Genomic DNA, 25,801 nt, shown 5'->3' on the forward strand with positions numbered 1-25,801 from the left:
ACCGGCCCGGGAAGATCGCCCAACGCAACGGCCTGGCGCATCGCCGGCCTGCCGCCCCGGCGCATCGGCAACGCCTTACCAGGCGTGTTGCGCGTTATCCGGAAACGTGACCGCCTTCACCGCTTGGACGTAGGCGCGGAACGCGTCCTGCACGCTCGGCGCGCCGGCCATGAAGTCCCGCACGAATCGGGGCATGCGCCCCAGGTTGAGCCCCAGCATGTCGTGCATGACCAGGACCTGGCCATCGGTGCCGTCGCCGGCGCCGATGCCGATGGTCGCGCAGGCCTTCATGTCCTCGGTGATGGCCACGGCCAGGCGGGCCGGCACCATTTCCAGCACCAGCATCGACGCGCCGGCCGCGTCCAGTGCGGCGGCATCCCTGCGGATCCGCGCCGCGCTTTCGTCATCGCGGCCCTGCACCCGGTAGCCGCCCAGCGCCGAGACTGTCTGCGGGGTCAACCCCAGGTGCGCGCACACCGGCACGCCGCGCTCGACCAGGAAGGCCACCACGTCGGTGGTCCAGCCGCCGCCTTCCAGCTTCACCATGTGCGCGCCCGCCGCCATGAGCTGCACGGCCGAGGCCATGGCCTGGTCGTGCGACTGGTGATAGCTGCCGAAGGGCAGATCCGCGATGAGCAGCGCGCCGTTGGCGCTGCGGGCCAGGCCTTGCGCCACGCATCGCGTGTGATATTCCATCTCGTGCAGGGACACCCCGACGGTGGTGGTCCTGCCCTGGCACACCATGCCCAGCGAGTCGCCGACCAGCACGCTGTCGACCCCCGCGGCATCCGCCATGGCGGCGAACGTGGCGTCGTAGGCGGTCAGCATGGCGATCTTCTCGCCGGCCTCGCGCATCCGGGCGATGCGCGCGGTGGTCACTTTCCCGCGTGCAGGCGCGGCGCTCGGTGCATCGCCGCCATACGGCGCGGCCACGTCGGGATTGGGGGGCGAGGCGGTCATGCGTGCTGTCTCCGAATCAGCCGCTGCCGGCGGCAACGTGCGCCAGTGCGGCCCGCCTTTATAACCGACACCGATGCGCCAGGCGACAGCGGCCGCGCAGCGCTCAGGAGTGGGTCGGCCCGTCGCAGTCCGCCCAGCAATTGGGCGTTTCGTACAACCGCACGCGCTGCAGGCGCAGGGCGTGGCCGTAGTGGCCCTGATAGTGCGGCGCCAGGATGTCGAAGGCGATGGCCGCCAGGTTCTCGACCGTGGGAATGCGGTCCAGCACCACCGTCTTGTGGCCGGGCAGGGAATCGAGGAAGCCGCGCACGGCCTCGTCGCCCGAATACACCAGGAACGCGTGATCCCACACGTTGACCAGTCGTGCCTGCGCGATGGACTTGATCTCGGAGAAGTCCATCAGCATGCCGTTGTCGGACTGGCCGGGCGCCTGCACGATGTCGCCGCACAGCGTGATTTCCAGCACGTAGCGGTGCCCGTGCAGGTTGCGGCACTGGCTGCGGTGGTCGGGGATGCGGTGGCCCGCGTCGAATTCCAGCCTGCGGGTGACGGAGATCATCGGGCGCCCCGCGCGGCGTAGGGGTACATCATGGAATGCCTATGTATTTATGGGTTTGCAGGCTCAGCCGCCATTGCGGATGCTGCATGCAGTACTGCACTGCGCGTTCGGTATGGGCAGCGCGCGCCGGACCGTCCATGGGCTGCAGGAAGAAATGCTGGAAATCCAGGTGCGCGAACGCCTCGGGCTGGGCGTCGGCCTGCGGATAGACCAGCTTGAGCTCGTTGCCGCGCTCGATCACCACGGGCGATCTGCCCTTGGGGCTGACGCAGATCCAGTCGATGCCCTCGGGCGGCTGCAGCGTGCCGTTGGTCTCGATGGCCACGGTGAAGCCGCGCGCATGCACCGCCGCCAGCAGGACGGCGTCGAGCTGCAGCAGCGGCTCGCCGCCGGTGAAGACGACGTAGCGGTCGTCGGCGCCCGCGCCCCAGGCGGCAGCGATGGCGTCGGCCAGCAGGTCCGCTTGGGCAAACTTGCCGCCGCCTTCGCCGTCGGTACCGATGAAGTCGGTATCGCAGAAGGTGCAGGCGGCGCTGGCACGGTCGCTTTCGCGGCCGCTCCAGAGGTTGCAGCCGGCGAAGCGGCAGAACACGGCGGCACGGCCTGCATGGGCGCCTTCGCCTTGCAGGGTCTTGAACAGTTCTTTGACGGCGTAGGTCATGGAGCACCGCCGGCCGGCGGCCGGGGCGGGGAAGGAAAGCCGGGAATCCGCCATTTTAACCGGGGTTTGGCGGCGGGGCTGGCGCCGTCTCATCGGGCCCGCATTTGTGCCGGCCGCGCACGCGGGTAGACTTCCACGATTGCCTTTTGCAGGCACCCTGGAATTTCCCGGTCCGGCGCCGCATCGCCGGGCAGGACGGACGCCGGCGAGGCCTGCCTCGGCCGGCGCAAGGTCGGATGGAATGAATGAACGCTTGAAGAACGTGTCGGCGATCTCGCTCGACCTGGATGACACCCTGTGGCCTTTCGATCCCATCGTGGCGCGCGCCGAGGTCCGGCTGCACGGCTGGCTGCTCGAGAACGCGCCGCGCACGGCGGCCATCGTGGCCACCCCCGAGGCGCTGGCGCAACTGCGCAACGACTACGAGGCGGCCAATCCGGCGCTGGCCGGCAACTACCGGGCCTTGCGGTTGGGGTCCATCCAGGCAGCCCTGGAAGCCGCTCAGGAAGACATCGCGCTCGTCCAGCCCGCCTATGACGCGTTCTACGCCGCGCGGCAGCAGGTCGAGTTCTTCGAGGATGCCTTCCCGGCGCTGGAATGGCTCAGCGCGCGCTTTCCGCTGGTGGCGGTGTCCAACGGCAATGCCCGGCTGGACCTGACCGGCGGCCACCAGTTCTTCACGGGGGCGATCTCGGCGGCCGAGGCCGGCGTGGCCAAGCCCGAGGCCGCCATCTTCCACGCCGCGGCCGACATGGTGTCGGTGAAGCCCGCGCAGATGCTGCACGTGGGCGACAACTTCGAGCTGGACGTGGTCGGCGCGCGCAACGCGGGGCTGCAGGCCGCCTGGCTGGTGCGGCAGGCGCAGGGCCTGGCGCCCAGGCTGGAATACGCCGACCACATGACGGTGTCCTGCCTGCTGACCCTGTGCGGCGCGCTGGGCCGGAAGGGTTAGCGCCATGATGCTGCACGTCTCGGGCACCCTGTACCTGGACGAACGCGAGATCGTGTTCACCATGATCCGCGCGCAGGGGGCAGGCGGACAGAACGTCAACAAGGTCTCCAGCGCCATCCACCTGCGGTTCGACGTGCGCGCGTCGGCGCTGCCGGACCGCGTGAAGGAGGCCTTGCTGGCGCTGGGCGACTACCGCATCACCAAGGACGGCGTGATCGTCATCAAGGCCCAGTCGCACCGCAGCCAGGAGCTGAACCGCGCCGAGGCCGTCGAGCGCCTGCTGGAGATGGTGCGCGAGGGGGCCCGCCCCGTGACCCTGCGCCGCGCGACCCGGCCGACCCTGGCATCCAAGCGCCGGCGCATCGAGGGCAAGACGCAGCGCGGGCAGGTGAAGCGGCTGCGGGGCAGGGTGTCGGACGGGTAGCGGCGCCTCATCACGCCCGGAAATACTCCCGTATCCGCTCCAGCGGAGCCCCGCTGGCCAGCGCCAAGGCCAGCAGCCAGCGCGCCTTCGTCACGCTGTACACGCCCGCGCCGATGCCCTCCGGCTTTTCCGCCACGACCCCGTTGCCCGTGCGCGTCGCCCGCACCACGGGAAAGCCCTGCGCCTCCAGTTCGCGTATGCGCAGCTTGGTCGGCGTGCTGACGGAGCCATGTCCCGACGCGGCGATCACGATGCCTTGCGCGCCGTTCTGGATGGCCGCGTCGATCAGCAGGTCGTCCTGGTCCTGGTAGGCGTACAGGATCGCCACCTTGGGCAGCGTATCGATGCCCGATACGTCGAAGAACGGCTTGTCCACGGGCTTGGCGGGCTCATACCAAAAGCGCGGCCGCAGGTTGATGAACACGCCCACGGAGCCCTGCTCGTCGGCGCGGAAGGTCTCCACCGCCGTGCTGTGCGTCTTGTTGGTGTAGAACGCCGAGCCGATGCGGTCGTTCAGGGCAATCAGCGTGCCGCGGCCCCTGGCCTCGCGCGCGCCCGCCAACGCGATGGCCTTCAGCAGGTTGGACGGGCCGTCCGCGCTGACGGCCGATGCGGGCCGCATGGCGCCCACGAACACCACCGGCTTGGGGCTGGCCACCGTGACGTCCAGGAAGAACGCCGACTCGGGCAGCGTGTCCGTGCCGTGCGTGACCACCACGCCGTCCACGCCGGGGTCCCGCAGGCGCTCCGTGACGGCCTTGGACAGCTTCAGCAGCAGGTCCGCGCCCACGTCCGAACTGGGCACGTTGGCGATCTGCTCGTGGCTGACTTCGGCGATCTGCGCGATCTCGGGCACGGCGGCCAGCAGGTCCGCGGCGGCGATCCCGACCTGGTAGTCGGTGGTGTTGGTGCGGCTGGCGGCGCTGCCGGCGATGGTGCCGCCCACGGCGTAAAGGCTCACGCGGGCGCGGCGGCCGGCGCCTTCACGATGCGTCATGATGTTCGCTTCCTTCCAATGAGGCGCAACGGACGCCGGCGCCATGGCCCGCGCGGACCTACGCCGCATCCCCGGTATACGGCAGCGGCTGCGGCGCCGACTGCTCGATGTGCTGCACGGTCAGCTCCAGGAAGCGCCTGGCGCTGTTGGGCAGCTCGCGGCCTTCCATGGTGATGATCTGCAAGTGCCGCTGATGCAGTTGCGGATCGTTGATCTGCAGGGCCACGAGTTTGCACTGCTTGACGATGGACGTGGCGGTCAGCTCGCCGAAGAACACCACCGCATCGTCCCGCTCCAGGCAGAAGTTCTGCAGGGACGTCACGTTGTTGCTGATGAACACGGACGACAGCGCCACGTTCTCCTGCATGCAGCACAGGTCGACGATGGTGCGCACGGTGGTGCCCAGGCTCATCTGGCCCACGGGATAGGGCGCGATGTCCTTCAGCGAGATCGACGCGCGGGACGCCAGCGGATGGTCCGGATGCACCAGCGCCAGTACGCGCATGCGCCGCGAATACCGCAGGTTCACGCCCACGGCGGGCCGCAGACTGTAGTACAGGCCGATGTCGTCCTCGCCGTCCTGGATGCGGCGATGGATCTCGCTGGCGCGCAGCAGCGTCAGGTTGAAGGTGACGTCCGGCTCGGCCTTCTGGTAATGCGCGATCAGGTTCGGCAGCAGTTCCATGCCGAAGGCCTGGTTGGCCGAGATGCGGATCAGGCGCTTGCCGATCTTGCGCAGGTCGAAGATGTCCATCCGCGCATGCTCGGCCTCGAGCTGGCTGCGCCGGGCGCTGGTGGCCAGTATCTCGCCGGCCTCGGTCAGCACCATGCCACGCCCGTGGCGCTCGAACAGCTCGACGCCGTACTCTTCCTCCAGCTTGCGGATCATGCGGCTGACGGCCGACGGCGCCACGTGCAGGCGCAGGCCCGCGGCCGTCAACGAACCCGCGTTGACCACCTCGAGAAAGTATCTGAAAGCCGTGTTCAGCATTGCTGGCAGAGAGTCATGGGCGCCTGGCCGGCCGGCCGCCCCTCAGTATACGGGCGGCCCGGCAGGCCTGGCGCGGCCGCCGTCAGAGCAGCTTGCAGTCGAACACCGGCTCGCCGTAGGGGTAGTAGTCCGTCAGCGTCAGGTGTTCGTACTTCAGCGCGTCCAGGCGCACCGTGCCCATGAAGGGCTCGGGCGGTTCCACAAGCAGGATGGTGGGCGCGTAGCCGCTGTCGTCGAAGCCGCGGCGGAAGTGCACCCGCGACTTGATGGCGACGATATCGAAGTCCTCGGGTTTCAGACCCAGCGCCCACAGTTCGGCGGGGTCCTGCACCTGCACCAGATAGGGGCTGAGGATCAGCACGTTGCCGTCGCCGAAGCCGATCAGGTACCAGCGGTGGCCCTTGCTGCGGCCGTGGGCGGACTCGGCCACCTTCAGGACGGTGCCCTGCACGCGCACCGCCGGGCCGGCCGATTCGTCCACAAGGCCGCCCACTTCCATGTCGAAGGCGTCGCCGGGCTGGGTGCCGGCCTGCTCCAGCGCCTCCAAGGTGCGCGCCGACGAGACCGTGGCTACCACCGTGCGGCGGCCCTGCTGCGCCAGGATCTCGGACAGCAGCCAGGTGGCGGCGCCCGAGCGGTCACTGTAGTCGGCCAGCACCACGGGCGATTGCCCGTCGGCGACGGCGTCGGCCGCCATCCGCACGCCGTCCTTCATGCCGTGGATGCGCGTGGTGTTCAGCAGGGCCTCGCGCTTGCGCCAGGCCCATTCGGCCATGTCGCGCGCGATGGTCTCTGCCAGCTCGGGCTTGCCGTTGGTCAGCACCTGGATCGTCATGCCGGCGTCCGGCACGTCGGCCCACGGGAAGCCGAAGAACACGTTGACGAAGACGTCCGGCTCGCGGGCCTCCCAGGTCAGGGCGCGCTGCACCAGGTCCGACCACGGCGACGCGCCGGTCCACATCACCACCGTGGGGGCGATGATGGGCACGCGGACCACGGCGTTGACGGGCGTGAAGTCGCCGCGGATGGCGCGCACCAGCATGCGCGCGGCGCGCTGGCCCTGCAGGTGCATGTCGTAGTGCGGGAAGTACTTCACGCTGAACGCCATGTCGGCGCTTTCCAGAAACGCCTTGTCCTCGTTGCCGTGCGGATCGAACGTGCCGCTGATGCAGGCATCGGGACCGATCACCGCGCGTACGCGGCGCGCCAGTTCGGCCTCGGGGCGCGGCACGCCGCGCACCGCGCTGGCGCCGTGCACGGCCAGGAAGGCGCCGTCGAACGGGCCTTTCTCCTGCAGCTCCTTCACCATGATGGCGGTGAAGTGCTCGAACGCCTCTTCGGTGATCCAGCCCGAGCCGGTGCCCGTGCGCGGCCACAGCGGCGAGGTGATGCCGACCAGTTCGACGTCCGCATACTCGCGCCCGACCTGGACGAAGCCGCCCATGTAGCCCTTGGGATCGGTGCGCAGCAGGTCCTCGCCGCCCGCCGGCGAGCCGGGATAGATGAAGTCCTCCAGTGTGGTGTCGTTGGGCAGGAAGGTGACGGTCTCGTGGGTGAATTGCAGTACGGCGATACGCATCAGTGTGGCTCCGGCTCGGCTCAGGCGTGGCGCAGCGTGTAGAACAGCGGCATCTGCGGCTGGAAGTCCTTCCATTCCTTGCGGACGGCCGACACGCCATAGGTCGCGCCCAGCGGGATGTAGGGCACGTCCAGGAACACCTGCTCCTGGATCTGCGCGCAGATCTTCTTCTGGGCCTCCAGGTCGGGCGCCTTGAACCAGGCGGCGCGCAGCTCCTCCAGTCGCGGGCTGTCGGGCCAGCCGAACCAGGCCTTCTTGCCGTTGCCGCGCAGGGCCAGGTGGCCGGCGGGATCCAGGTTGTTGGTGCCCGTCAGGCCGGTGAACGAGATGTGCCAGCCGCCTTCCTTCGGATCCGACTGGCTGTTGCGACGCTGCACGGCCGTGCCCCAATCGACGCTCTGCACGTCCACGTTGAAGCCCAGCTTCTTGAACAGGTCGGCCGCGACCAGCGCCGAGGCATGGTGGGCCGGGAAGTCGACCGGGTCCAGCAGCACGACGGGTTCGTTGTTGTAGCCGGCCTTCTTGATGGCCGCCTTGGCCGCTTCCAGGTCGCGCTTGCCGGTCAGCTTGTCCATGCCGGCGCTGCTGTCCATCGGCGAGCCGGGCACGAACACGCCGCAGCGGTCGCTCCAGTACTCGGGGAACGACGAGCCGTTGGCGGCCGTCATGAAGTCGGTCTGGCTGATCGCCGACAGCACGGCGCGGCGGATCTCGACGTTGTTGAACGGCGGGTACAGATGGTTGAAGCGCAGGATGTTGACGGTGGGCAGCGTCGACTTCACCAGCGTGATGTCGGGCAGTTCCTTCAGCATCCCGATGAAGTCGTTGTTCACGCGCTCCACGCCGTCCACTTCGCCCGCCTGCAATGCGGCGATGGCGGTGGCGCTGTCCGAGATCACGTTCCACTGCACGCCCGGCACGTGCGCCACCTTGGGGCCGGCCGTGAAGCTGGGCTTCTCGTCCTTGGCGCGCGGCACGTAGTCGGCAAAGCGCTCGTACACCACGCGCGAACCCGACAGCCATTTGTCCGCCACGAAGCGGAACGGGCCGCTGCCCACCACTTCCTTGATGGCCTGGTTGGACGGCTGGCTGGCCAGGCGCTCGGGCATGATCACCGCCATGCTGGTGGCCTGGCGGCCCAGCGCGTGCAGGATCAGCGGGAAGGGTTCGGTCAACGTGATGCGCACGGTGCGCTCGTCCACCGCGTCCATCGACTTGGTCAGAGCGATCAGCGAGCCGCCCATCAGGTCGCGGCTGCCCCAGCGCTTGATGCTGGCGATCACGTCCTGTGCGCGCACGGTCGAGCCGTCATGGAACTTCAGGCCGTCGCGCAGCTTGATGGTCCAGGTCAGCTGGTCGTCGCTGACCGTATGCCCTTCGGCCATCTGGGGATGCGGCTGGTATTGCGCGTCCAGGCCGTACAGCGTGTCGTACACCAGCTGGGCATGGTTCTGCGTGACCGACGCGGTCGTGAACACCGGGTCCAGCAGCGTCAGGTCGGACTGCGGCACCCAGCGGAACACGCGCGGCTTGGCCTGCGCGAATACCGACATCGGCAGCGATTGGGCCACGGCCGCGACCAGCGGCGTCAGGATGAAAGTTCTACGGTTCATGCGTTTTCTTCCTTGTATGGTTGTGTGCGGCGGCGTCTACAGCGCGCCTACCTGGTGACGGGCGACGAAATGGTCGGGGCCGACGTTGACCAGCGCGGCCAGCTCGGGCTGGAAATCGACGGGGCGCACGGGACTGGGAATCTCGCTGACCTCCAGCGTGCGTTCGCGGCGGCAGGTGGGATCGGCGATGGGAACGGCCTGCATCAGCTTCTTCGTGTACGGATGCTGCGGGTTCTCGAAGATGCTCCGGCGCGGGCCGATCTCGACGATCTGGCCCAGGTACATCACGGCCACGCGGTGGCTGATGCGCTCGACCACGGCCATGTCGTGCGAAATGAACAGATAGGCCATGCCGAACTCGCGCTGCAGGTCGATCAGCAGGTTCACGATCTGGGCCTGGATCGACACGTCCAGCGCCGACACGGATTCGTCGGCGATCAGCACCTTCGGGTTCACCGCCAGGGCGCGGGCGATGCAGACGCGCTGGCGCTGGCCGCCCGAGAATTCGTGCGGCCAGCGGCTGGCCATGTTGGCCGCCAGCCCGACGCGTTCCAGCAGCTCGCCGACGCGGCGGTCGGCTTCCTTGCCCTGCGCGATGCCATGGATCAGCATCGGCTCCTTGATGCTGTCGCCCACGCGCATGCGCGGGTTCAGCGACGCGAACGGGTCCTGGAAGATGAACTGCATGTTGCGGCGCAGGTGCGCCAGCGACGCCGGGTCGCGGCCGTCGATGACGCGCGAATCGAACTCCACGCTGCCCGACAGCGGCTTGGCCAGCCGCATCAGGCTGCGGCCCGTGGTGGTCTTGCCGCAACCGGATTCGCCCACCAGCGACAGCGTCTCGCCGGCGCGCAGCTCGAAGCTCAGGTGCTCCACCGCATGCACGCGCTTCTTCACGCGCGAAAGGATGCCGCCGCGCACGTCGAAGCGGGTCACCAGGTCCTTCACGCGCAGGATGACCTCGCCGTCGCCCTGCGACGGCGCCAGGCGCGCGGGCGCCGGGGCCTCGCCCTGAGGGTCGCTGGACAACAGGTCGAAGTGCGCGGGCAGCGCCGTGCCCTGCATGGCGCCCAGCCGGGGCACGGCGGCCAGCAGCGCGCGGGTATACGGATGAGTCGGCTTCTCGAAGATCTGCCGGACGTCGTTCTGCTCGACCACGGCGCCATGGCGCATCACCATGACGCGGTCGGCCACTTCGGCCACCACGCCCATGTCGTGCGTGATGAAGATCACTCCCATGTCCATCTCCTGCTGCAGCTCTCGGATCAGCTGCAGGATCTGGGCCTGGATGGTCACGTCCAGCGCGGTGGTGGGCTCGTCGGCGATCAGCAGCGAGGGCTTGCAGGACAGCGCCATCGCGATCATCACGCGCTGGCGCATGCCGCCCGACAGCTCGTGCGGATAGCGCAGCAGGATGCCGCGCGAATCCGGAATGCGCACCTGGTCCAGGATGCGGCGCGCGCTTTCCGTGGCGGTGGCGGCATCGCAATGCTGGTGCAGGCGGATCGCCTCGGTGATCTGCTGCCCCACGGTCAGCACCGGGTTCAGCGAGGTCATGGGCTCCTGGAAGATCATGGCGATCTCGCTGCCGCGGATCCTGCGCATGTCGTGCTCGGGCACCTGCAGCAGGTCGATGGCGCCGCCGGGCCGCTGGAACATGATGCGCCCCGCGGTGACGCGGCCGCCGCCGAACTCGACCAGACGCATGGTGGTCAGCGAGGTCACCGACTTGCCGGACCCCGATTCGCCGACGATGGCCAGGGTCTCGCCGCGGTGCACCTGCAGGCTCAGGTCGCGCACGGCGTGCACGGGTTTGGACGGGCTGCCGAAATCCACCGACAGGCCCTGGACTTCCAGCACCCGCCGGGAGGCGTCGAAAGATGGGGTGTTCATGTTCATTCGCCGCTCCTGCGGGTCAGGCGGGGATCGATGGCGTCGCGCAGGCCGTCGCCCAGCATGTTGATGGCCAGGATGGTGATCGACAGGAAGAGGGCCGGGAAGGCGATCAGGTAGGGCTTGATCTGCCACAGCGCACGGCCTTCGGCCATGATGTTGCCCCACGACGGCGTGGCGGGCGGCACGCCCGCGCCGATGAAGGACAGGCTGGCCTCGGCCAGGATCGCCACGCCGCAGATGTAGGTGGCCTGCACCGTCAGCGCCGCGATGGTGTTGGGGAAGATGTGCCTGGCGATGATGCGCAGCGTGCCCGCGCCCGAGGCCACGGCGGCTTCCACGTAGGGCTGCTCGCGCAGCGTCAGCACCAGGCCGCGGATCAGCCGCACCACGCGCGGCACTTCGGCGATGGTGATGGCAATGATCACGTTCTTCATCGACGGGCTGGTCACGGCGATCAGCGCGATGGCCAGCAGGATGGTCGGGATGGACATGAAGCCGTCCATGATGCGCATCACGATGGCGTCGACCCACTTGGTGAAGCCGGCGGCCAGGCCGATGGCCGTGCCCAGGAGGGTCGAGAAGATGGCCACCGAGAAGCCCACGATCAGCGACACGCGGGCGCCGTAGACCACGCGCGAGTACACGTCGCGGCCCAGCAGGTCTGTGCCGAACCAGAAGTCGCCGCTGGGCGCCTGGGTACGCTTGACGGGATTGAGCGCGGTCGGGTCCACGGTGCCCGCCCATGGCGCGAAGATCGCCATCAGGATGAGCACGACGAGCAGCGACATGCCGATCAGGATCGTCGGCTGGCCCTTGAGGAAAGTCAGCAGGCGTTTCATCAGTATTTGATCCTCGGATCGAAGGCGCGATAGAGCAGGTCGACCAGCAGGTTGACGATCACGTAGAGGAAGCTGAAGAGCAGCACGGTCCCCTGGATGACGGGATAGTCGCGGCGCAGGATGGCGTCGACGACCAGGCGGCCCAGCCCCGGAATGGAGAACACGGTCTCGGTGACCACGGTGCCGCTGATCAGCAGCGCCACCCCGATGCCGACCACCGTTACGATGGGCACGGCGGCGTTCTTCAGCGCGTGGCGAAACAGCAGCGTGCGGTTGTCGACGCCCTTGGCGCGCGCGGTGCGCACGTAGTCCTGCGACAGCGTTTCCAGCATCGTGGCGCGCGTGATGCGGGTGATCAGCGCCACGTACACGCTGCCCAGCGCCAGCGCGGGCAGGATCAGCGTGTGCAGCGAGGCGAAGAAGCCGGCCGAGAAGGGCACGTAGCCCTGCACCGGGAACCAGCGCAGCTGCAGGCCGAACACCCAGGCCAGGATGTAGCCGACCACGAACGAGGGCACAGAGAAGATCAGCACCGCGAAGATCATCACGCTGCGGTCCTGCCAGCGGTTGTGCTTCCAGGCGGCCAGCGTGCCCATGGGGATGGCCAGGAGCACCGAGATCAGCAGCGTCATCACCATCAGCGTGAATGTCGGTGTGATGCGTTGCGCGATCATCTGCGACACCGGCAGGCCGGTGTACAGCGACTGGCCCAGGTCGCCATGGGCCACGGCATAGAGCCAATGGCCGAAGCGCACCGGGAAGGACTGGTCCAGGCCGAGGTTGGCGCGGATCTGGGCGATGTGTTCCGGCGTGGCGTCTTCGCCCGCCAGCAGGGCTGCCGGATCGCCGGGAGCAAGGTCAAGCAGGCCGAAGACGAAGACGGCGACGAACAGCATGACCGGAAGCGTCATCAGCAGACGCCTGCAGGTGTAGGAAAACATATCCCCTCGAGACGAGGCGGAGTGGCGGCGGTATCGCGACCGACGCTCCCCTTGTTGTGGTTCGGCAGTCGCGCTTCGTTCCTGGATGAAATCGGACGCGCTGCCCCCTGATGGGTAAAAAAGTCTAGAGAACGCGACCCAGGACAACAATTAGAGTTTCAACAAATTAGGCTTGCCGAAAATAGAATGCTTGCGTTTCGCGGGGCACTTCCCTATGAGAGGGGGGGCGATGACGGCACCGCGGCGGCACTGGCGCGGATGGGGTGTTAGGTGAAATCCCCTAGAGTCGACAAGGGGGAAATGGGCCCGGGCGCGGCGGTGTGGGCGCGTGGTCGCGATGATGGGATGGTCGGGCACCGGCCGACGCCGTGCCGCGGCTGCGGCGTGCCTGGCCGCAGGCTGCCCGATCGAGGATCGTCAGCCCGCCTCGTGCCAGCCGAAAGCCAGCTCGGTATCCCGCATGGCCGCGCCGGAGGGATCGAAACCGCGCTCGTGCAGTTCGCCGCGGCCGTCGGCATGCAGCGCAAGTATCGTGGACGCCCGCGTGCCGTAGGTCGGACTGACGATGAAGGGGCTGCTGAGCATGCGCTCGCGGTCCAGGCCCACGCCGGTATCGGGCAGTTCGTCGTCGGCCGCGGGCGAACGGTCGGCCAGCGCTGCGTACAGGGCTGGCAAATCGGGCTGCGGCGACCGGCAGATCACCTGCGTGAAGGCCGCCTTGGTGCGGGCCAGTTTGGGCCACGGCGTGTCCAGCAGGTGATTGGACAGGGCGTAGATGCCGGGGGCCAGTTCGTGCGGCGCCGCGCCACGGTTGCCGTAATACCAGGCCTGGCGCGCGTCGCCTACGATCAGGTTGAAGCCGTTGTAGCGCTGGCCCTCGCGCGCGACCGCCGACAGGTATTCCGACGGGCTGTCCGAGCCGCGCAGATAGGCCTCGACCAGCGCGCCGCGCGATGGCGCGTCGGCCACCTGCATGGCCGGATCCCGGAAATTGGTGACCACCGCATAGCGGCCCGTCTCGCTCACGCCCATCCAGCTGCCGCCCGCCAGCAGGTCGCGGCCGGCGTAGACGGCCGGGCCGTCGCCGTCCCAGCGCGCCGCGGGCGCCGTGGGACGGGCATGGAATTCATCGCGGTTGGCGGCCATCAGCACGGGCAGGCCGGCGACCTGGTGCAGGGCGAGTACGGCAAGGCACATGGCGCGTCTTCCTTCCTACGGCCGCACGATGGTGGCCTGGCGCGGCTGGGCCACGCGGAAGTAGTCCTCGGTGGGCATCAGGATGGACGCGTCCAGCCGCCCCGCGTTGAACACGATTTCGTCGTGCCGCGTGCGCAGCGTCGGGTCCACGATCAGGGCCAGTTCCGGATTGAACGAGAAGGGCGGGATGGCGCCGATCTCGCAGCCGGTCAGCTCGCGCGCCAGGTCGTGGTCCACCAGCGACGCCTTCTTGCCGCCCACGGCCGCCGCGATGGCGTCCAGGTCGGCCTGGCGGTCGGCGGGAAACACGGCCAGCACGTGCTGGCGTTGCGTGGAGGTGATCTTGACGCGGCACACCAGGGCCTTGGCCCCCTGGCTGACCTCGGTGCCGCGGATGGCGGCCACTTCCACCGACCGGCCGGCGGCGGTGTGCTCAAGCAGGCGAAAGGGAACGTTGTGGTCGGTCAGCAACTGCTGCAGGAGGTCGAAGACGGTCATGGGAGGCGGGAGCGATGGCGGGTCACGGCATCATACGCCTGGCCGCCGCGCCAGCCGCCGCGTTGGCCAGGACGGATCAGACGTGTTGGATCGGGCCCGGATAGGCCGCGACCGCGGCATCGGACGTCAACAGCGTGATGCCTTCGATGGACGCCTGGGCGACCAGCATGCGGTCGAATGGATTCTTGTGCAGCGGCGGCAGGCCTGCCACGGCCGCGGCGTGCGCCGAAATGATGGGCAGCTCTTCGTAGCCGTTGTCCGCCAGGGCGCGCCTGAACGCACGGGCATCCACCTGGAAGTCCGCGCGGCCCAAGCCGCTCTTGATGGCGACTTCCCAGATGCTGGCGGCGCTGAAGTACAACTGATGGGCGGGGTCTTCCAGCATGGCTCGGGCGGTCTTCGGAAGGCGGTCCGGCTGGCCGGCGGCCCAAAGGAGCAGATGCGTATCGAGCAGCAGTCTCATGCGTCGCCACCGAACAGCGTCTCGATGTCGTCGCGGCCCATTCGATCGAAATCGTCTGGGACGGCAATGTGGCCTTGCAGAAAGCCCAATCGTTGCTGGCGTGCGCTTTCCGGGGTGTTCAACGGGACGACCCTAACCAGGGGCTTGCCTGCCTTCGCGATGATGAACGGCTCGCCATTGGCGGCTTGGTCGACCAGGCGGGACAACTGGGTCTTGGCTTCGTGGATATTGACGGTGCGCATGGGCATCTCCAATGAACTTAGCTAACCTGGCTTAGTTTATTTCGAAGCCTGAACGGTATCAAGCGTCGAACTCGGCGAAACGGCACCGCCAGCTACGCCGACCCTGTAGTAGAGTGGCCTTGCAAGCCTTCGACCGGACCCGATACGGAGCCCCGCATGAAGATCCTGATGATCCTGACCTCGCACGACACGCTGGGCGACACCGGCCGCAAGACCGGGTTCTGGCTGGAGGAGTTCGCCGCGCCGTACTACGTCTTCGCGGACGCCGGCGCGTCCCTGACGCTGGCCTCGCCGCGCGGCGGGCAGCCGCCGCTGGACCCGAAGAGCGACGAGCCCGATGCCCAGACCGACGCCACGCGGCGCTTTCGCGGCGATCCGCAGGCCCAGGCGCTGCTGGCCGCCACGGTGCCGCTGCACCAGGTGCGCGCGGCCGACCACGACGCCGTCTTCTATCCCGGCGGCCACGGGCCGCTGTGGGACCTGGCCGAGGACCGGCATTCCATCGCGCTGATCGAGAACATGCTGGCGGCCGGCAAGCCGGTCGCGGCGGTCTGCCATGCGCCGGGCGTGCTGCGCCACGTGAAGGCGTCCGATGGCCAGGCGCTGGTGGCCGGACGCAAGGTCGCCGGCTTCAGCAACAGCGAGGAAGACGCGGTGCAGCTGACCGACGTCGTGCCGTTCCTGGTCGAGGACGAGCTGAAGCGGCTCGGCGCGCGCTACGAGCGCGGCGAGGATTGGCAGCCATACGTGGTGGGCGACGGCATGCTGATCACCGGGCAGAATCCGGCGTCGTCGGAGGCGGCGGCCAAGGCCCTGCTGGCATGCCTGAAGCAGGCGTGACGCGGCTGGACGCAGGCAAGCCGGCCTGCGCGATGCCGCCCTGGGCCGGCCGCCGTCGCGGCGTCGCCCGCCCGCGGCCCTCCGCTCTGGCGGCCTAATCCAGCCGATACTGCGCCGCCACCGCCTCGAACGCCGCCACGTCGCGCGCCTGCCACGCGGCGTCCCGTCCCAGTTCTTCGGCCAGCAGCCGCGCCACCTCGGGCGCGGCCTGCCGCGCGGCCATCGAATCCAGGAACAGCGCCCGGTTGCGCCGCGCCAGCACGTCCTCGGTGCAGCGCGCCATCTCGTGGCGTGCGGCATAGCGCACGTGCGCCTCGGAGAGCCCGCTGCCCGCCACCAGCGTGCGGTCCGCGCCGGGCAGGGCGCGCACGGCGGGCAGGTCCGTGCCGTAGTAGGCATCTGGCGTGCCGGGCGCGGGCGCGCCGCCGCCCGCGGCGCCGGGCGCCGGCGCGCCGTGCAGCGCCAATGTCTCGGTGCGGCACGGCGCGGGCGTCAACAATTGATGCGACACCGCCGTGTTCACCACGTCCTGCGCCATGCGGCGGTAGGTGGTCCATTTGCCGCCCGTCACCGTCACCAGTCCGGACGGCGACACCGCGATGGTGTGCTCGCGCGACAGCGACTTGGTCGACGTGTCCGCCGACGCCTTCACCAGCGGCCGCAGCCCCGCCCACACGCTGGTGACGTCATTGCGCGTCGGCTTGCGGCTGAGATAGCGCGCCGCGGTCTGCAGGATGAAGTCCACGTCGCGCGCCTCGGCGCGCGGCTCCAGCGGCAGGTCGCTGCGCGGCGTGTCGGTGGTGCCGACGATGGTGTGGCCGTTCCAGGGCACCACGAACAGCACGCGGCCGTCGTCGGTCTTGGGCACCAGGATGGCTTCGCGGCCCGGCAGGAAGTCGTGCGGCAGCGTCAGGTGCACGCCCTGGCTGGGCGCCACGATGCCGGCGGCGCCTGCGTCGTCCATGCGGCGCACCGCATCCACCCACACGCCCGTGGCATTGATGACGCACCGGGCGCGCACGGCAAAGGCGGCGTCGCCGTCGGCGTCCTGCACGGTGACGCCGGCGATGCGGCCGCCGGCATGCGTCAGGCCGGTGACGCGCAGGTAGTTCACGGCCATGCCGCCCAGGTCCTGCAGCGTGCGCATCAGCGCAAGGGCCAGCCGCGCGTCGTCGAATTGCCCGTCGTAATACATCACGCTGCCGCGCAGCGAGCGGCCGTTCATCGTGGGGGACAGCGTGGATACGTGCTCCATCGTCTGGCGCCGGGACAGCCAGCGGCTGGGCGCCAGGTTCATGCTGCCGGCCAGCATGTCGTACAGCTTCAGGCCGACGCCGTAGAAGGGCTGGTCGAACAGGCCATAGGCCGGCACCACGAAGCCCAGCGCCCAGGCCAGGTGCGGCGCGTTGCGCGCCAGCAGGCCGCGTTCGTGCAGCGCCTCGCGCACCAGCGCCACATTGCCCTGCGCCAGGTAGCGCACGCCGCCGTGCACCAGCTTGGTGGCGCGGCTGGACGTGCCCTTGGCGAAATCGGCTGCCTCGATCAGCAGCGTGCGGTAGCCGCGCGCCGCGGCGTCCACCGCGGTGCCCAGTCCGGTGGCGCCGCCGCCGATGACGACGATGTCCCATTCGGTGTCGGGCAGGCTGGCCAGCAGGGCGGCGCGGTTGGCGGTATCAGCGGGAGTCAGTGGCATGGATAGGTCTGCATGCGGGCCGGCATGGCCCGCGGGCTAACGTGTTGCCGCGCGTCGCACGGGGCGGTGCGCTCGGGATTCATGGGGGTCAGGCCGGGAAGTCCGGCAGCACGATGTCGGACGTGCCGGGGCGCACCCAGCGCGCGCATTCGCGCGTGGCGTCGATGCAGCCGCCTTCCTCGTACACGCCCTGCGGATCGCGGATGCGCAGCATGCGCGACAGCACGCGCGCGGTCTCCTCCGCATCGGCCAGGGTGGCGGCCGCGCGCGCCTCGACCACGGACTCGTCCATCGCCAGCTTGCCCTCGGCGTTCTGGTGCGCGCCGTGGCGCCAGTGGTAGATCTCGACGCACTTGGCCGTCAGCGTGTAGGGCTGGTCGCGCTTCCAGAAATTATTGAACAGCCCGCTGCCCAGGTAGAAGACCCACGAGCCCTCGTAGCCCTCGATGTTGGACGAGTGCGCGTCGGGGTTGCGGAACCACAGGCGGTCGCCCGGCACGTAATAGCCCGGCGGCAAGGGAGCGTCCAGCGACCCGTACTCGCGCAGGAACACCTCGTGGAAGCGGCCCGACATCACCGCGCGCGTCTCCCATTGCCGTTGCAGGCGGCTGTAGAGCTCGGGATGGACCGCCTGCAGCTCCTGCGCGATGCCCAGCACGGTGACGTACTCGGTGGCGCGATAGCACGAGAAGGCGTACAGCTTGCCTTCTTCGGGCTGCGTGGCCAGCTGCAGCGCGGTGATCAGCGACTTGCCGGGCAGCACGGTGAAGCCGCGCTCGGGGTCGTAGGTCCAGTAGCCCGCCGGCCGCTCGGCCGCCTCGGTATCGAAGGCCAGTGCCGTGCGGCGCGCGCCCTGCACGATGCGGCGGCGGATGCGCACCGCCGACAGCAGCTCGTCGTGGTTCGGGAACACGAAGGGCACCGGGCACGCCACCATGGACAGCAGGATCTCGCGGTCCAGGTCGGCCTCGCTGGCCTGCGTGTCCAGGCCCAGCGCGTCGGCCAGGCCGATGGTGCCGCCGTCCTGCAGCGCGCGTTCGCGCAGGGTGCCGGTGGGCGTCAGGGCCAGCGTGGCGCCGGCCGCGATGCGGGCGCAGGCGACGTACTGCTGCACGCCCAGCTGCTGGGCATATTCCTGGAACTGCTGATGGGCGGCATCGGCCGTGGCGACGGTGGCGGCGGCGATGTGGATGCCGCCTTGGAAAATGGCATTCATGGGGAGGGCATCATGGCGATAGGGGCGGCGGGCCGGGTCTCGACGCTGGCGCGGTGCGCGTCAGCGGTCCACGGGCAGGTACAGCGTTTCCTTGATTTCTTCCATCACGACGTAGCTGCGCGATTCGGCCGAGGCCGGCAGGCGCTTCAGGATCTCGCCCAGCAGCCGGCGGTATTCGTTCATCTCGGACAGGCGGGCCTTGACCAGATAATCGAAATCGCCGGACACCAGGTGGCATTCCATCACCTCGGGCACGTACAGCAGCTCCTTGCGCACCTTGTCGAACACGTCGCCGGACTTGGCCGACAGCTTGATCTCGAGGAACACCAGCAAGTTCTTGCCGAGCGCGGCCGGGTTCACCCGAGCATGGTATCCCGTAATCACCCCTTCGCGCTCCAGTCGCTTCACGCGTTCGGAACAGGGGGTGGCCGACAGGCTGATCCGCTCGGCCAGTTCCGTGATCGAAATACGGCCTTCGCGTTGCAGCACGTCCAGGATTTTCAGGTCGACACGGTCGAGTTCGCGCATTTCACTTCGCCATGGGCGGAACAGGGGCGGCGGCAGCGGGATTCACTGCCTGTGCGCGATATTTTAGTGATTTTCATGGGATATGGGGTCATAGACTACGAGAAATCGTCACCTATTTGAAATACACGGGGAATTCCCATGCATGTCATCGTCCTGGGCAGCGGCGTGGTGGGCACCACGACCGCGTATTACCTGGCGCGCCGGGGCGCCCAGGTCACCGTGATCGACCGCCAGGAGGGGCCGGCGGGCGAAACCAGCTACGCCAACGCGGGCCAGGTGTCTCCCGGTTACTCCACGCCCTGGGCAGCGCCGGGCATACCCCTGAAGGCCATGAAGTGGCTGTTCCAGAAGCACGCGCCGCTGGCGATCCGCGCGGACGGCAGCTGGTACCAGTGGCGCTGGCTGGCGATGATGCTGGCCAACTGCTCGGCCTCGCGTTATGCGGTGAACAAGGAGCGCATGCTGCGGCTGGCCGAATACAGCCGGGATTGCCTGCGCGAACTGCGCGCCGAGACCGGCATCCAGTACGAGCAGCGCACGCTGGGCACGCTGCAGCTGTTCCGCACGGCGGGGCAGATGGCCGCGGCGCAGCGGGACATCGCCGTGCTGGAAGAGTGCGGCGTGCCCTACGAACTGCTGGACAGCCATCGCCTGGAATCCGCCGAGCCCGCGCTGGCGCGGTCGCGGCACAAACTGGCGGGCGGGCTGCGCCTGCCGAACGACGAAACCGGGGATTGCCGACGCTTCACGCTGGGTCTGGCCGAGCTCGCGCGCGGCCTGGGCGTGGATTTCCGATTCGGGCAAGCCGTGGAAGGCGTGGAAACGCGCCAGGGCGACGTCACCGGGCTGCGCGTGGGCGGCGAAATGCTGCGGGCGGACCGCTACGTGGTCGCGCTGGGCAGCTACTCGCGCGACCTGATGCGGCCGCTGGGCCTGGATCTGCCGGTGTATCCGCTGAAGGGCTATTCGCTGACGATTCCATTGGTCGATCCCTCCTCCGCGCCCACGTCCACGGTGCTGGACGAGACCTACAAGATCGCCGTCACGCGCTTCGACGACCGCATCCGCGTGGGCGGCATGGCCGAGGTGGCCGGATACGACCTGAGCCTGCGCGAGGCGCGCCGGCGCACGCTGGAATTCGTGGTGTCGGACCTGTATCCCGGCAGCGGCGACCTGCCGCGCGCGGAGTTCTGGACGGGGTTGCGGCCGATGACGCCGGATGGCACGCCGATCATCGGGCCGACGCGGTACGGGAATCTGTTCCTGAATACCGGGCACGGCACGCTGGGGTGGACGATGGCATGCGGGTCGGGCAGGGTGATGGCCGATCTGGTGACCGGCGCGCGGCCAGGGATACGTGCGGAGGATCTGGCGTTGGCGCGGTATGGGCCTGGCCCTGCGCCGGCGCGGCGTGGCCTCGTGCCGGCGGGTTGACGCCGGGCGCCTTCACAAGCCCGTTCCAGGCCCACCCAGCGTCTGTCTTGCGATCGCCGTCCGCGCGCTGCCTTCCCGATGGAAGAACAACGGCTGCCGCGCCTGCCCGCGGCCCTCCAGATATTCGAACGCGACCCGTTCGCCCGGCTGCGCGGCATCGCCTCCATGGCCGACGGTGTAGAGCAGGCCGCCCACGCGGTAGGCATGCACGATGATCGGCGTCATGTTGGGCGGCGCGGTCATGCGGTAGGTCAGGGCTTCGTCGACTTGGCCGCGGACGCTGAACTTGAAGTCGGCCTTTTTCAGGCGGCGGCTGGGCCGGCCCAACACCAGGCCGAGGACCACGAGAACGCCCGCGCAGATGAGCACCGGCCAAACGAAGAGGCCGAGGGCCGCCATGACCAGGGCCATGCCCAGGAAGATGTTGCGGATGGCGACCTCGTCCGCGCGCACCTGCTGGCGGTCCTTCTGGCTGATGGGCTCGCAGGATTGCCGAGCGGGCTCGCTGCCTTCGTACTCGGCGCGCAGCAGGATCGCGGGCCGCCCAGGCCACAGTTCCAGCAGGTGCAGGCGTACCGGCGTCCCGATCCGGGCGGCGTGAAAGACGGGGCGCACCGCCGTGCTGCCCTCGACGCTGATGTCGTTCATGTTCATGATGGGCAGCACCGCGTCCAGGCATTCTTCGCCGAACATGTAGCGCACGCCGGCTCGCGAGGCCCCGAAGCCGGTCAGCAGCCCGCTGGCGACGTGCTTGGGGATGTGTCCGCGCACCGCCCGCCGCAGGCGCCGCCATGAGCGCGGCATGCGCAGCAGGTGGCGGGCGAAGAACAGCACCAGCAGGGTCAGCAGGACGATGCTTATCGTCAGCACGGTGTCGGGCGTCGGGCCCATCGATACCGTGAAGCGCATCCAGGCCAGCACGGCCGTTGCCGCGAGGAAGAACAGGAAGAACACGGTTCCGACGACCGCATTGACCGTCTTGTGTCGGGTGTTCTGGCGCAGCCACGTGATGTCCTCGTCCGTCATGGGCGCTTCGTCGATCCGCACGTGCTGGCTGCTGGCTCTCATTGGCGTAGGTCGGAATGTGACGCTGGGATTCTAACGGCCGGTCGACTGCGGACCTCGACACGTGCATCGGCCGTGCCGCGGGCACGCTGGTCGTGACTGCGACGCCCTTCATGAAAGAATGAACCGCCCGCGCGGCTGCCGAGGGCCCACGTCCATCCCCTGTGGCTGCGTGCCGCCGATGCCACGCCGCGTCAAACGCCGCGACGTCTGCACTATCATGAGGCCACTCCACGCCGTCTCGTACCCATGACCCGATTCCTCCATACCGCCGACTGGCAGATCGGCCGCCAGTACGGCCAGTTCGAACAGGAAGACGCCGCCGTCCTGGCCGAGGCGCGCTTCGACGCGGTGGCGCGCATCGCTGCGCTGGCCGCGCAGAGGAAGGTCGACGCCGTGCTGGTCGCGGGCGACGTCTTCGATACCCAGGCCGTCTCCGACCGCACCATCCGCCGCCTGTTCGGCGCGCTGCAGGCCTATACGGGCCCGTGGGTCATGATCGCCGGCAACCACGACGCCATGCTGGCCGAAAGCGTCTGGACCCGCGCGCGCCAGCTGGACTGCATTCCCGACTACGTGCACGTCGCCGAACGCTGCGGCGTGATCGAGCTGCCCGAGGCCGGCATCGCCGTGCTGGCGGCGCCGTTGACCCAGCGCCATACCTACGACGACGTCACCCAGCCATTCGACGGCATCGACACCGCGCCCGGCCTGCTGCGCGTGGGGCTGGCCCACGGCAGCGTCGAGGGCCATCTGCCCGGCGACATCGACTCGACCAATCCCATCGCCGCCGACCGCGCCGCCCGTGCGCGGCTCGACTATCTGGCCCTGGGCGACTGGCATGGCTGCCTGTCGATCGATCCGCGCACCTGGTACGCCGGCACGCCGGAACAGGACCGCTTCCGGGGCAATGCGCCGGGCTACGTCCTCGATGTCTCCATCCCCGGCCCCGGCGCCCAGGCCGAGGTGCGGCAGGAGCCGATCGGCCGTTATCACTGGTCCTTGTGGAACGAGCGCCTGGCCCTGGACACGGATGCCGAAGCGCTGGCCCGGCGCCTGGACGACGTGCAGTCAGAGGCCGTGCTGCGACTGGTGATCGAGGGCGAGACCACGCTGTCCGCGTGGGATGCGCTGCAGTCCGCCATCGACCGCGCCGCGGCCCGTGCGCGGGCGCTGCTGTGCGACAGCACCGGCCTGAGCCTGGAGCCGCAGGCGGCCGACCTGGCCGCGTTGCAGGCAGGCGGCTACGTCGCCGACGTGGCCGCGCAATTGCAGGCCATGCAGCATGACGGGCCGCAGGCTGGCCAGGATCCGGGCGGCATCGGCGCGGGCCCGGCCAGGACGGGCCAGGGCGCAATCGGCAAGGACGGCCAAGTGCAGGCCGGCCTGACGCAGGCCGAGATCGCCCGCGAAGCCCTGCGCCAATTGCTGCGCCTGCAGCGCGAAACCGGCGCGGCGGGGGCGGCATGAGGCTCGACCGCATCACGCTCGAATCCTTCCGCCGCTTTCGCGACCCCGTCGAACTGACGGACCTGCAGGACGGCCTGAACATCGTGGCCGGCCCCAACGAGGCCGGCAAGAGCACCTACGCCACCGCCATCCGGGCGGCCTTCCTGGAGCGCTACAAGACCAGCACGGTGACCGACTTCGCGCCCTGGGGCGTGTCGGGCGCGCGGCCGGGCGTGGAGCTGGCCTTCAGCCACGGCGGCCACGATTACGTGCTGCGCAAATACTTCCTGTCGCGCGCGCGCTGCGAACTGGCCATCGACGGCGGCGCGCAGCGCCTGGAAGGCGAGGAGGCCGAGAACGCGCTGGCCGCGCTGCTGGGCTTCGAGTTTCCCAATCGCGGCCAGAGCAAGCCCGAGCACGCCGGCGTGCCGGGCCTGCTGTGGATCGCGCAAGGGCAGGGGCAGGAGCTGCTGGAGCCGGCCGCGCATGCGACGACGCACCTGCGCGAGGCGCTGACGCAACTGACGGGCGAACTGGCCGCCGGCGACGGCGATCGTCTGTATGAGCGGGTGACGGCCGAACGCGCCGAGCTGCTGGACGCCCGCGGCGGCAAGCCCAAGGGCCCCTGGCGCGAAGCGGAGGAGGCTTGCGCGCAGGCCGAGCTGCGCCGCGCCGAGCTGGAGCAGGCCAAGTCGCAGCTGGACGCCGACGTCGACCGCCTGGACCGGCTGCGCGTCGAGCACGCCCGTGCCCAGCGCGAGGCGCCCTGGGTCGACCTGGAGGCCCGCGCCGCGCAGGCCCGGGACCGCCTGGCCGCCATCGCGCGCGAGCGCGACACGCTGGCCGGCCTGCGCCGCGAGCAGGACCAGGCGTCGGGCACGCTGGCGCTGCTGCGCGAGCAGGCCGCGCGCGACCAGCGCGATGTCCAGGCCCTGGCCACGCTGGATGCCCAGGTGGCCGAGGCCCGCGCGGCGGCGGCGCAGGCGGCCGAGGCAGCGGCCCGCCATGAAGAGACCGCGCGCACGTACGCCGCGCAGCTGGAACAGGCTCGCGCGCAGCTGGCCCAGGCCCAGGCCGCGGCCGCGCGGCGCGACCTGGACGAACAGATCGCCCAGCACGAGCGCGAACGCAAGCGCCTGGACGACGCCTGGGCCGAAGCCGAGCGCGTGGCCCGGCAGGGCCAGGCCTTGCAGGCCGAGCGTGTCCGCGACGAGATCGACGCCACGGAACTGGACAAGCTGCGCAAGCTGGACCAGGCGCTGTCGACCTTGCACGCCCAGCAGCAGGCCGTCGCCACCCGCGTGCGCCATCGCCTGGACCCGGGCGTGCGGATCGACCTGGGCGGCCAGCCGCTGGCGGGCGAGGGCGAGGCCCTGCTGACGGGCGCGACCGAATTGCGCATTCCCGGCGTTGGCGTCCTGGGCATCGAACCCGGTGGCAAGGACCTGCCGGCCTTGGTGGCGGAACTGGCCGCGTGCCAGGCCGAACGCGCCGCCTGTCTGGCGCGCCTGGGCATCCCCAACCTGGAAGAAGGCGAGGCACGCGCCCGCCGCCACGAGCGCAGCGGCCATGACCTGGACGCGTTGAAGCGCGAATTGAAGATCCACGCGCCGAATGGCCGTGAGGCCTTGCGGGCCTCCATCGACGAGCATGCGCTGCGCTTGGCGCGCCTGAACGAACGCCGTGCCACGCTGCACGTTGCTCTCAATTCCGCCGAAAACGGGCCAACGTCGGTGATTTCAGAGGCCGTTGCCGCGCAGGCGCAGAGCCAGGCGGAGGCCGCCGCGCGCCAGGCCGACGCCGTGCTGGCCTCGGCCCGGTCCGCGCAGGAAGCCCGGCTCGCCCAGGCGCGACTGCTCCAAACCCAATTGGATACGCTGCGCGCCGAGGCCGCCGACCCGGCCCGGCAAGCCCAGCGCGACGCCCGCGGTGCCCGCCTGGCCGACGCCCAGGAGGCTGCCGACACACTGCGCATCCGCGTCGCCCAGGCCGACGAGGCCCTGGCCCGCCAGCAGCCCGAACTGCTGGAGCAGGACCTCAAGCGCTACGAGCGCTCCGCCGCCCTGGAGCGCGAGGCCCAGCAGGCCCGCCATACCGAACTGCTGCAACTGCAGGGCAAACTGGAGCAGGCCGGCGCCCAGGGCCTGGGCGAACGCCTGGCCGAGGCGCGGGCCGACGTGGAGCGGCTGGCGCGCCGCCGTGCCGAGTTCGCGCGCCGAGCCGCCGCGCTGGACCTGCTGTGGCGGCTGTTGGGCGAACGCCGCGCGGCCGCCACCCAGCGGTTGCTGGAGCCGCTGGCGCGCCGCCTGGGCCACTACCTGAACCTGCTGCTGCCCGGCGCCCAGCTGCGTCTGGACGAGGCCTTACTGCCGGCGGGCCTGCGCCGAGGGGGCGAAGAGGACACCCTGGCGGCCCTGAGTTTCGGCACCCGCGAGCAGTTGGGCGTGCTGGCCCGTCTGGCCTACGCCGACCTGCTGCGGGAAGCCGGCCGGCCGACCCTGCTGATCCTGGACGATGCCCTGGTGCACGCCGACGAAGTCCGCCGCGACCTGATGAAACGGGCACTGTTCGATGCCGCGTCGCGCCACCAGATCCTGCTTTTCACCTGCCATCCGCAAGATTGGAAGGACATGGGGGTGCCTGTGCGACAGTTACCTTAGGGGTGCCGAACGTGTCGTCATCACGCACGAAACGGGGCGTATTCGCCGACATCCATGCATAGCTGACAATAATCTGATATTTTCCGGGTGATACCGCCGGAGTC

General features: G+C 69.4%; 24 protein-coding genes. 6 read left to right on the forward strand and 18 right to left on the reverse strand.

All coding sequences use genetic code 11. The annotated features are described in order from the left end of the window. Nucleotides 1–75: 75 nt before the first annotated feature. The 3 genes from panB to queE all read right to left on the reverse strand — a co-directional run bounded on the left by panB (nt 76) and on the right by queE (nt 2,180). Complete coding sequence (gene panB, locus FS845_RS12765) at nt 76–960, reverse strand: 3-methyl-2-oxobutanoate hydroxymethyltransferase (protein ID WP_144635420.1); 885 nt, start codon at nt 958–960, stop codon at nt 76–78. 103 nt (nt 961–1,063) lie between these two features. Then, nucleotides 1,064–1,519, reverse strand: coding sequence for a 6-carboxytetrahydropterin synthase QueD (queD, locus tag FS845_RS12770; RefSeq protein WP_144635423.1), 456 nt, complete (start codon nt 1,517–1,519; stop codon nt 1,064–1,066). Between the two features lie 28 nt (nt 1,520–1,547). After that, nucleotides 1,548–2,180, reverse strand: coding sequence for a 7-carboxy-7-deazaguanine synthase (gene queE, locus FS845_RS12775; protein WP_144635426.1), 633 nt, complete (start codon nt 2,178–2,180; stop codon nt 1,548–1,550). A 241-nt stretch (nt 2,181–2,421) separates the two neighbouring features. On the opposite strand from queE, the gene FS845_RS12780 reads away from it, so the two are divergent. Together FS845_RS12780 and arfB are read left to right on the forward strand one after the other, a co-directional pair. Next, a complete protein-coding gene (locus FS845_RS12780) occupies nt 2,422–3,132 on the forward strand; it encodes an HAD family hydrolase (RefSeq protein ID WP_144635429.1) in 711 nt (236 codons plus the stop codon). Between the two features lie 7 nt (nt 3,133–3,139). Further along, nucleotides 3,140–3,556, forward strand: coding sequence for an alternative ribosome rescue aminoacyl-tRNA hydrolase ArfB (gene arfB, locus FS845_RS12785; protein WP_144635822.1), 417 nt, complete (start codon nt 3,140–3,142; stop codon nt 3,554–3,556). 10 nt (nt 3,557–3,566) lie between these two features. On the opposite strand, the gene FS845_RS12790 is transcribed toward arfB, so the two are convergent. The 11 genes from FS845_RS12790 to FS845_RS12840 form a co-directional block, all read right to left on the reverse strand. Next, nucleotides 3,567–4,553: an asparaginase gene (locus FS845_RS12790; RefSeq protein WP_186332266.1), complete on the reverse strand. Its 987-nt coding sequence runs from the start codon at nt 4,551–4,553 to the stop codon at nt 3,567–3,569. Nucleotides 4,554–4,611: 58 nt separating this feature from the next. After that, on the reverse strand, nt 4,612–5,544 hold the full coding sequence (locus FS845_RS12795; RefSeq protein WP_144635435.1) for a LysR family transcriptional regulator: 933 nt from the start codon (nt 5,542–5,544) through the stop codon (nt 4,612–4,614). 82 nt (nt 5,545–5,626) lie between these two features. Then, a complete protein-coding gene (locus FS845_RS12800) occupies nt 5,627–7,123 on the reverse strand; it encodes a M81 family metallopeptidase (protein ID WP_144635438.1) in 1,497 nt (498 codons plus the stop codon). A gap of 20 nt (nt 7,124–7,143) precedes the next feature. Beyond that, a complete protein-coding gene (locus FS845_RS12805) occupies nt 7,144–8,736 on the reverse strand; it encodes an ABC transporter substrate-binding protein (RefSeq protein ID WP_144635441.1) in 1,593 nt (530 codons plus the stop codon). A 36-nt stretch (nt 8,737–8,772) separates the two neighbouring features. Next, nucleotides 8,773–10,629, reverse strand: a complete 1,857-nt coding sequence (locus FS845_RS12810; RefSeq protein WP_144635444.1) for a dipeptide ABC transporter ATP-binding protein — start codon at nt 10,627–10,629, stop codon at nt 8,773–8,775. A 2-nt stretch (nt 10,630–10,631) separates the two neighbouring features. Next, the gene (locus FS845_RS12815) at nt 10,632–11,471 is read right to left on the reverse strand and encodes an ABC transporter permease (RefSeq protein WP_144635447.1); all 840 of its coding nucleotides are present in this window, start codon (nt 11,469–11,471) and stop codon (nt 10,632–10,634) included. Then, entirely contained in the window at nt 11,471–12,412 is a 942-nt protein-coding gene (locus tag FS845_RS12820; protein ID WP_144635450.1) for an ABC transporter permease, read from the reverse strand. The genes FS845_RS12815 and FS845_RS12820 overlap by 1 nt, the downstream gene beginning before the upstream one ends. Nucleotides 12,413–12,829: 417 nt before the next feature. Then, on the reverse strand, nt 12,830–13,609 hold the full coding sequence (locus FS845_RS12825) for an NRDE family protein (RefSeq protein ID WP_144635453.1): 780 nt from the start codon (nt 13,607–13,609) through the stop codon (nt 12,830–12,832). Between the two features lie 15 nt (nt 13,610–13,624). Further along, nucleotides 13,625–14,107 carry a YbaK/prolyl-tRNA synthetase associated domain-containing protein gene (locus FS845_RS12830; RefSeq protein ID WP_144635457.1) on the reverse strand — a complete coding sequence of 161 codons (483 nt, stop codon included), beginning with the start codon at nt 14,105–14,107 and terminating at the stop codon, nt 13,625–13,627. A 76-nt stretch (nt 14,108–14,183) separates the two neighbouring features. Then, nucleotides 14,184–14,570 (reverse strand): type II toxin-antitoxin system VapC family toxin, encoded by a 387-nt coding sequence (locus FS845_RS12835; RefSeq protein ID WP_144635461.1) that lies wholly within the window; start codon nt 14,568–14,570, stop codon nt 14,184–14,186. After that, the gene (locus FS845_RS12840) at nt 14,567–14,812 is read right to left on the reverse strand and encodes a type II toxin-antitoxin system Phd/YefM family antitoxin (protein ID WP_144635464.1); all 246 of its coding nucleotides are present in this window, start codon (nt 14,810–14,812) and stop codon (nt 14,567–14,569) included. Before FS845_RS12840 ends, FS845_RS12835 begins: the two co-directional genes overlap by 4 nt. Before the next feature lie 156 nt (nt 14,813–14,968). Between FS845_RS12840 and FS845_RS12845 the strand changes: the two genes are divergently transcribed. Next, nucleotides 14,969–15,652, forward strand: a complete 684-nt coding sequence (locus FS845_RS12845) for a type 1 glutamine amidotransferase domain-containing protein (RefSeq protein ID WP_144635467.1) — start codon at nt 14,969–14,971, stop codon at nt 15,650–15,652. Nucleotides 15,653–15,746: 94 nt separating this feature from the next. Here the strand turns inward: FS845_RS12845 and FS845_RS12850 are convergent, their stop codons facing one another. From FS845_RS12850 to FS845_RS12860, 3 genes are all read right to left on the reverse strand, one after another. Then, the gene (locus FS845_RS12850; protein ID WP_144635470.1) at nt 15,747–17,345 is read right to left on the reverse strand and encodes a glycerol-3-phosphate dehydrogenase/oxidase; all 1,599 of its coding nucleotides are present in this window, start codon (nt 17,343–17,345) and stop codon (nt 15,747–15,749) included. Between the two features lie 88 nt (nt 17,346–17,433). Continuing rightward, nucleotides 17,434–18,561 (reverse strand): hypothetical protein, encoded by a 1,128-nt coding sequence (locus FS845_RS12855; RefSeq protein WP_144635473.1) that lies wholly within the window; start codon nt 18,559–18,561, stop codon nt 17,434–17,436. Nucleotides 18,562–18,621: 60 nt separating this feature from the next. Next, complete coding sequence (locus tag FS845_RS12860) at nt 18,622–19,089, reverse strand: winged helix-turn-helix transcriptional regulator (protein ID WP_144635476.1); 468 nt, start codon at nt 19,087–19,089, stop codon at nt 18,622–18,624. Nucleotides 19,090–19,227: 138 nt separating this feature from the next. On the opposite strand from FS845_RS12860, the gene FS845_RS12865 reads away from it, so the two are divergent. Continuing rightward, nucleotides 19,228–20,523 carry a D-amino acid dehydrogenase gene (locus FS845_RS12865; protein ID WP_144635479.1) on the forward strand — a complete coding sequence of 432 codons (1,296 nt, stop codon included), beginning with the start codon at nt 19,228–19,230 and terminating at the stop codon, nt 20,521–20,523. 12 nt (nt 20,524–20,535) lie between these two features. Here the strand turns inward: FS845_RS12865 and FS845_RS12870 are convergent, their stop codons facing one another. Continuing rightward, nucleotides 20,536–21,591 carry a hypothetical protein gene (locus FS845_RS12870; protein ID WP_144635482.1) on the reverse strand — a complete coding sequence of 352 codons (1,056 nt, stop codon included), beginning with the start codon at nt 21,589–21,591 and terminating at the stop codon, nt 20,536–20,538. Nucleotides 21,592–21,837: 246 nt separating this feature from the next. Between FS845_RS12870 and FS845_RS12875 the strand changes: the two genes are divergently transcribed. Both FS845_RS12875 and FS845_RS12880 read left to right on the forward strand, forming a co-directional pair. Then, entirely contained in the window at nt 21,838–23,058 is a 1,221-nt protein-coding gene (locus FS845_RS12875; protein WP_144635485.1) for an exonuclease SbcCD subunit D, read from the forward strand. Then, a complete protein-coding gene (locus tag FS845_RS12880) occupies nt 23,055–25,697 on the forward strand; it encodes an AAA family ATPase (RefSeq protein ID WP_144635488.1) in 2,643 nt (880 codons plus the stop codon). The genes FS845_RS12875 and FS845_RS12880 overlap by 4 nt, the downstream gene beginning before the upstream one ends. Nucleotides 25,698–25,801: the final 104 nt, after the last annotated feature.

Source organism: Bordetella genomosp. 13, assembly GCF_007679965.1.
Lineage (GTDB): Bacteria > Pseudomonadota > Gammaproteobacteria > Burkholderiales > Burkholderiaceae_B > Bordetella.

Coding starts and splice junctions, on each gene's coding strand:
- panB (WP_144635420.1), bottom strand. CDS start 960: ATGACCGCCTCGCCCCCCAATCCCGACGTGGCCGCGCCGTATGGCGGC.
- queD (WP_144635423.1), bottom strand. CDS start 1,519: ATGATCTCCGTCACCCGCAGGCTGGAATTCGACGCGGGCCACCGCATC.
- queE (WP_144635426.1), bottom strand. CDS start 2,180: ATGACCTACGCCGTCAAAGAACTGTTCAAGACCCTGCAAGGCGAAGGC.
- FS845_RS12780 (WP_144635429.1), top strand. CDS start 2,422: ATGAATGAACGCTTGAAGAACGTGTCGGCGATCTCGCTCGACCTGGAT.
- arfB (WP_144635822.1), top strand. CDS start 3,140: ATGCTGCACGTCTCGGGCACCCTGTACCTGGACGAACGCGAGATCGTG.
- FS845_RS12790 (WP_186332266.1), bottom strand. CDS start 4,553: ATGACGCATCGTGAAGGCGCCGGCCGCCGCGCCCGCGTGAGCCTTTAC.
- FS845_RS12795 (WP_144635435.1), bottom strand. CDS start 5,544: ATGCTGAACACGGCTTTCAGATACTTTCTCGAGGTGGTCAACGCGGGT.
- FS845_RS12800 (WP_144635438.1), bottom strand. CDS start 7,123: ATGCGTATCGCCGTACTGCAATTCACCCACGAGACCGTCACCTTCCTG.
- FS845_RS12805 (WP_144635441.1), bottom strand. CDS start 8,736: ATGAACCGTAGAACTTTCATCCTGACGCCGCTGGTCGCGGCCGTGGCC.
- FS845_RS12810 (WP_144635444.1), bottom strand. CDS start 10,629: ATGAACACCCCATCTTTCGACGCCTCCCGGCGGGTGCTGGAAGTCCAG.
- FS845_RS12815 (WP_144635447.1), bottom strand. CDS start 11,471: ATGAAACGCCTGCTGACTTTCCTCAAGGGCCAGCCGACGATCCTGATC.
- FS845_RS12820 (WP_144635450.1), bottom strand. CDS start 12,412: ATGTTTTCCTACACCTGCAGGCGTCTGCTGATGACGCTTCCGGTCATG.
- FS845_RS12825 (WP_144635453.1), bottom strand. CDS start 13,609: ATGTGCCTTGCCGTACTCGCCCTGCACCAGGTCGCCGGCCTGCCCGTG.
- FS845_RS12830 (WP_144635457.1), bottom strand. CDS start 14,107: ATGACCGTCTTCGACCTCCTGCAGCAGTTGCTGACCGACCACAACGTT.
- FS845_RS12835 (WP_144635461.1), bottom strand. CDS start 14,570: ATGAGACTGCTGCTCGATACGCATCTGCTCCTTTGGGCCGCCGGCCAG.
- FS845_RS12840 (WP_144635464.1), bottom strand. CDS start 14,812: ATGCGCACCGTCAATATCCACGAAGCCAAGACCCAGTTGTCCCGCCTG.
- FS845_RS12845 (WP_144635467.1), top strand. CDS start 14,969: ATGAAGATCCTGATGATCCTGACCTCGCACGACACGCTGGGCGACACC.
- FS845_RS12850 (WP_144635470.1), bottom strand. CDS start 17,345: ATGCCACTGACTCCCGCTGATACCGCCAACCGCGCCGCCCTGCTGGCC.
- FS845_RS12855 (WP_144635473.1), bottom strand. CDS start 18,561: ATGAATGCCATTTTCCAAGGCGGCATCCACATCGCCGCCGCCACCGTC.
- FS845_RS12860 (WP_144635476.1), bottom strand. CDS start 19,089: ATGCGCGAACTCGACCGTGTCGACCTGAAAATCCTGGACGTGCTGCAA.
- FS845_RS12865 (WP_144635479.1), top strand. CDS start 19,228: ATGCATGTCATCGTCCTGGGCAGCGGCGTGGTGGGCACCACGACCGCG.
- FS845_RS12870 (WP_144635482.1), bottom strand. CDS start 21,591: ATGAGAGCCAGCAGCCAGCACGTGCGGATCGACGAAGCGCCCATGACG.
- FS845_RS12875 (WP_144635485.1), top strand. CDS start 21,838: ATGACCCGATTCCTCCATACCGCCGACTGGCAGATCGGCCGCCAGTAC.
- FS845_RS12880 (WP_144635488.1), top strand. CDS start 23,055: ATGAGGCTCGACCGCATCACGCTCGAATCCTTCCGCCGCTTTCGCGAC.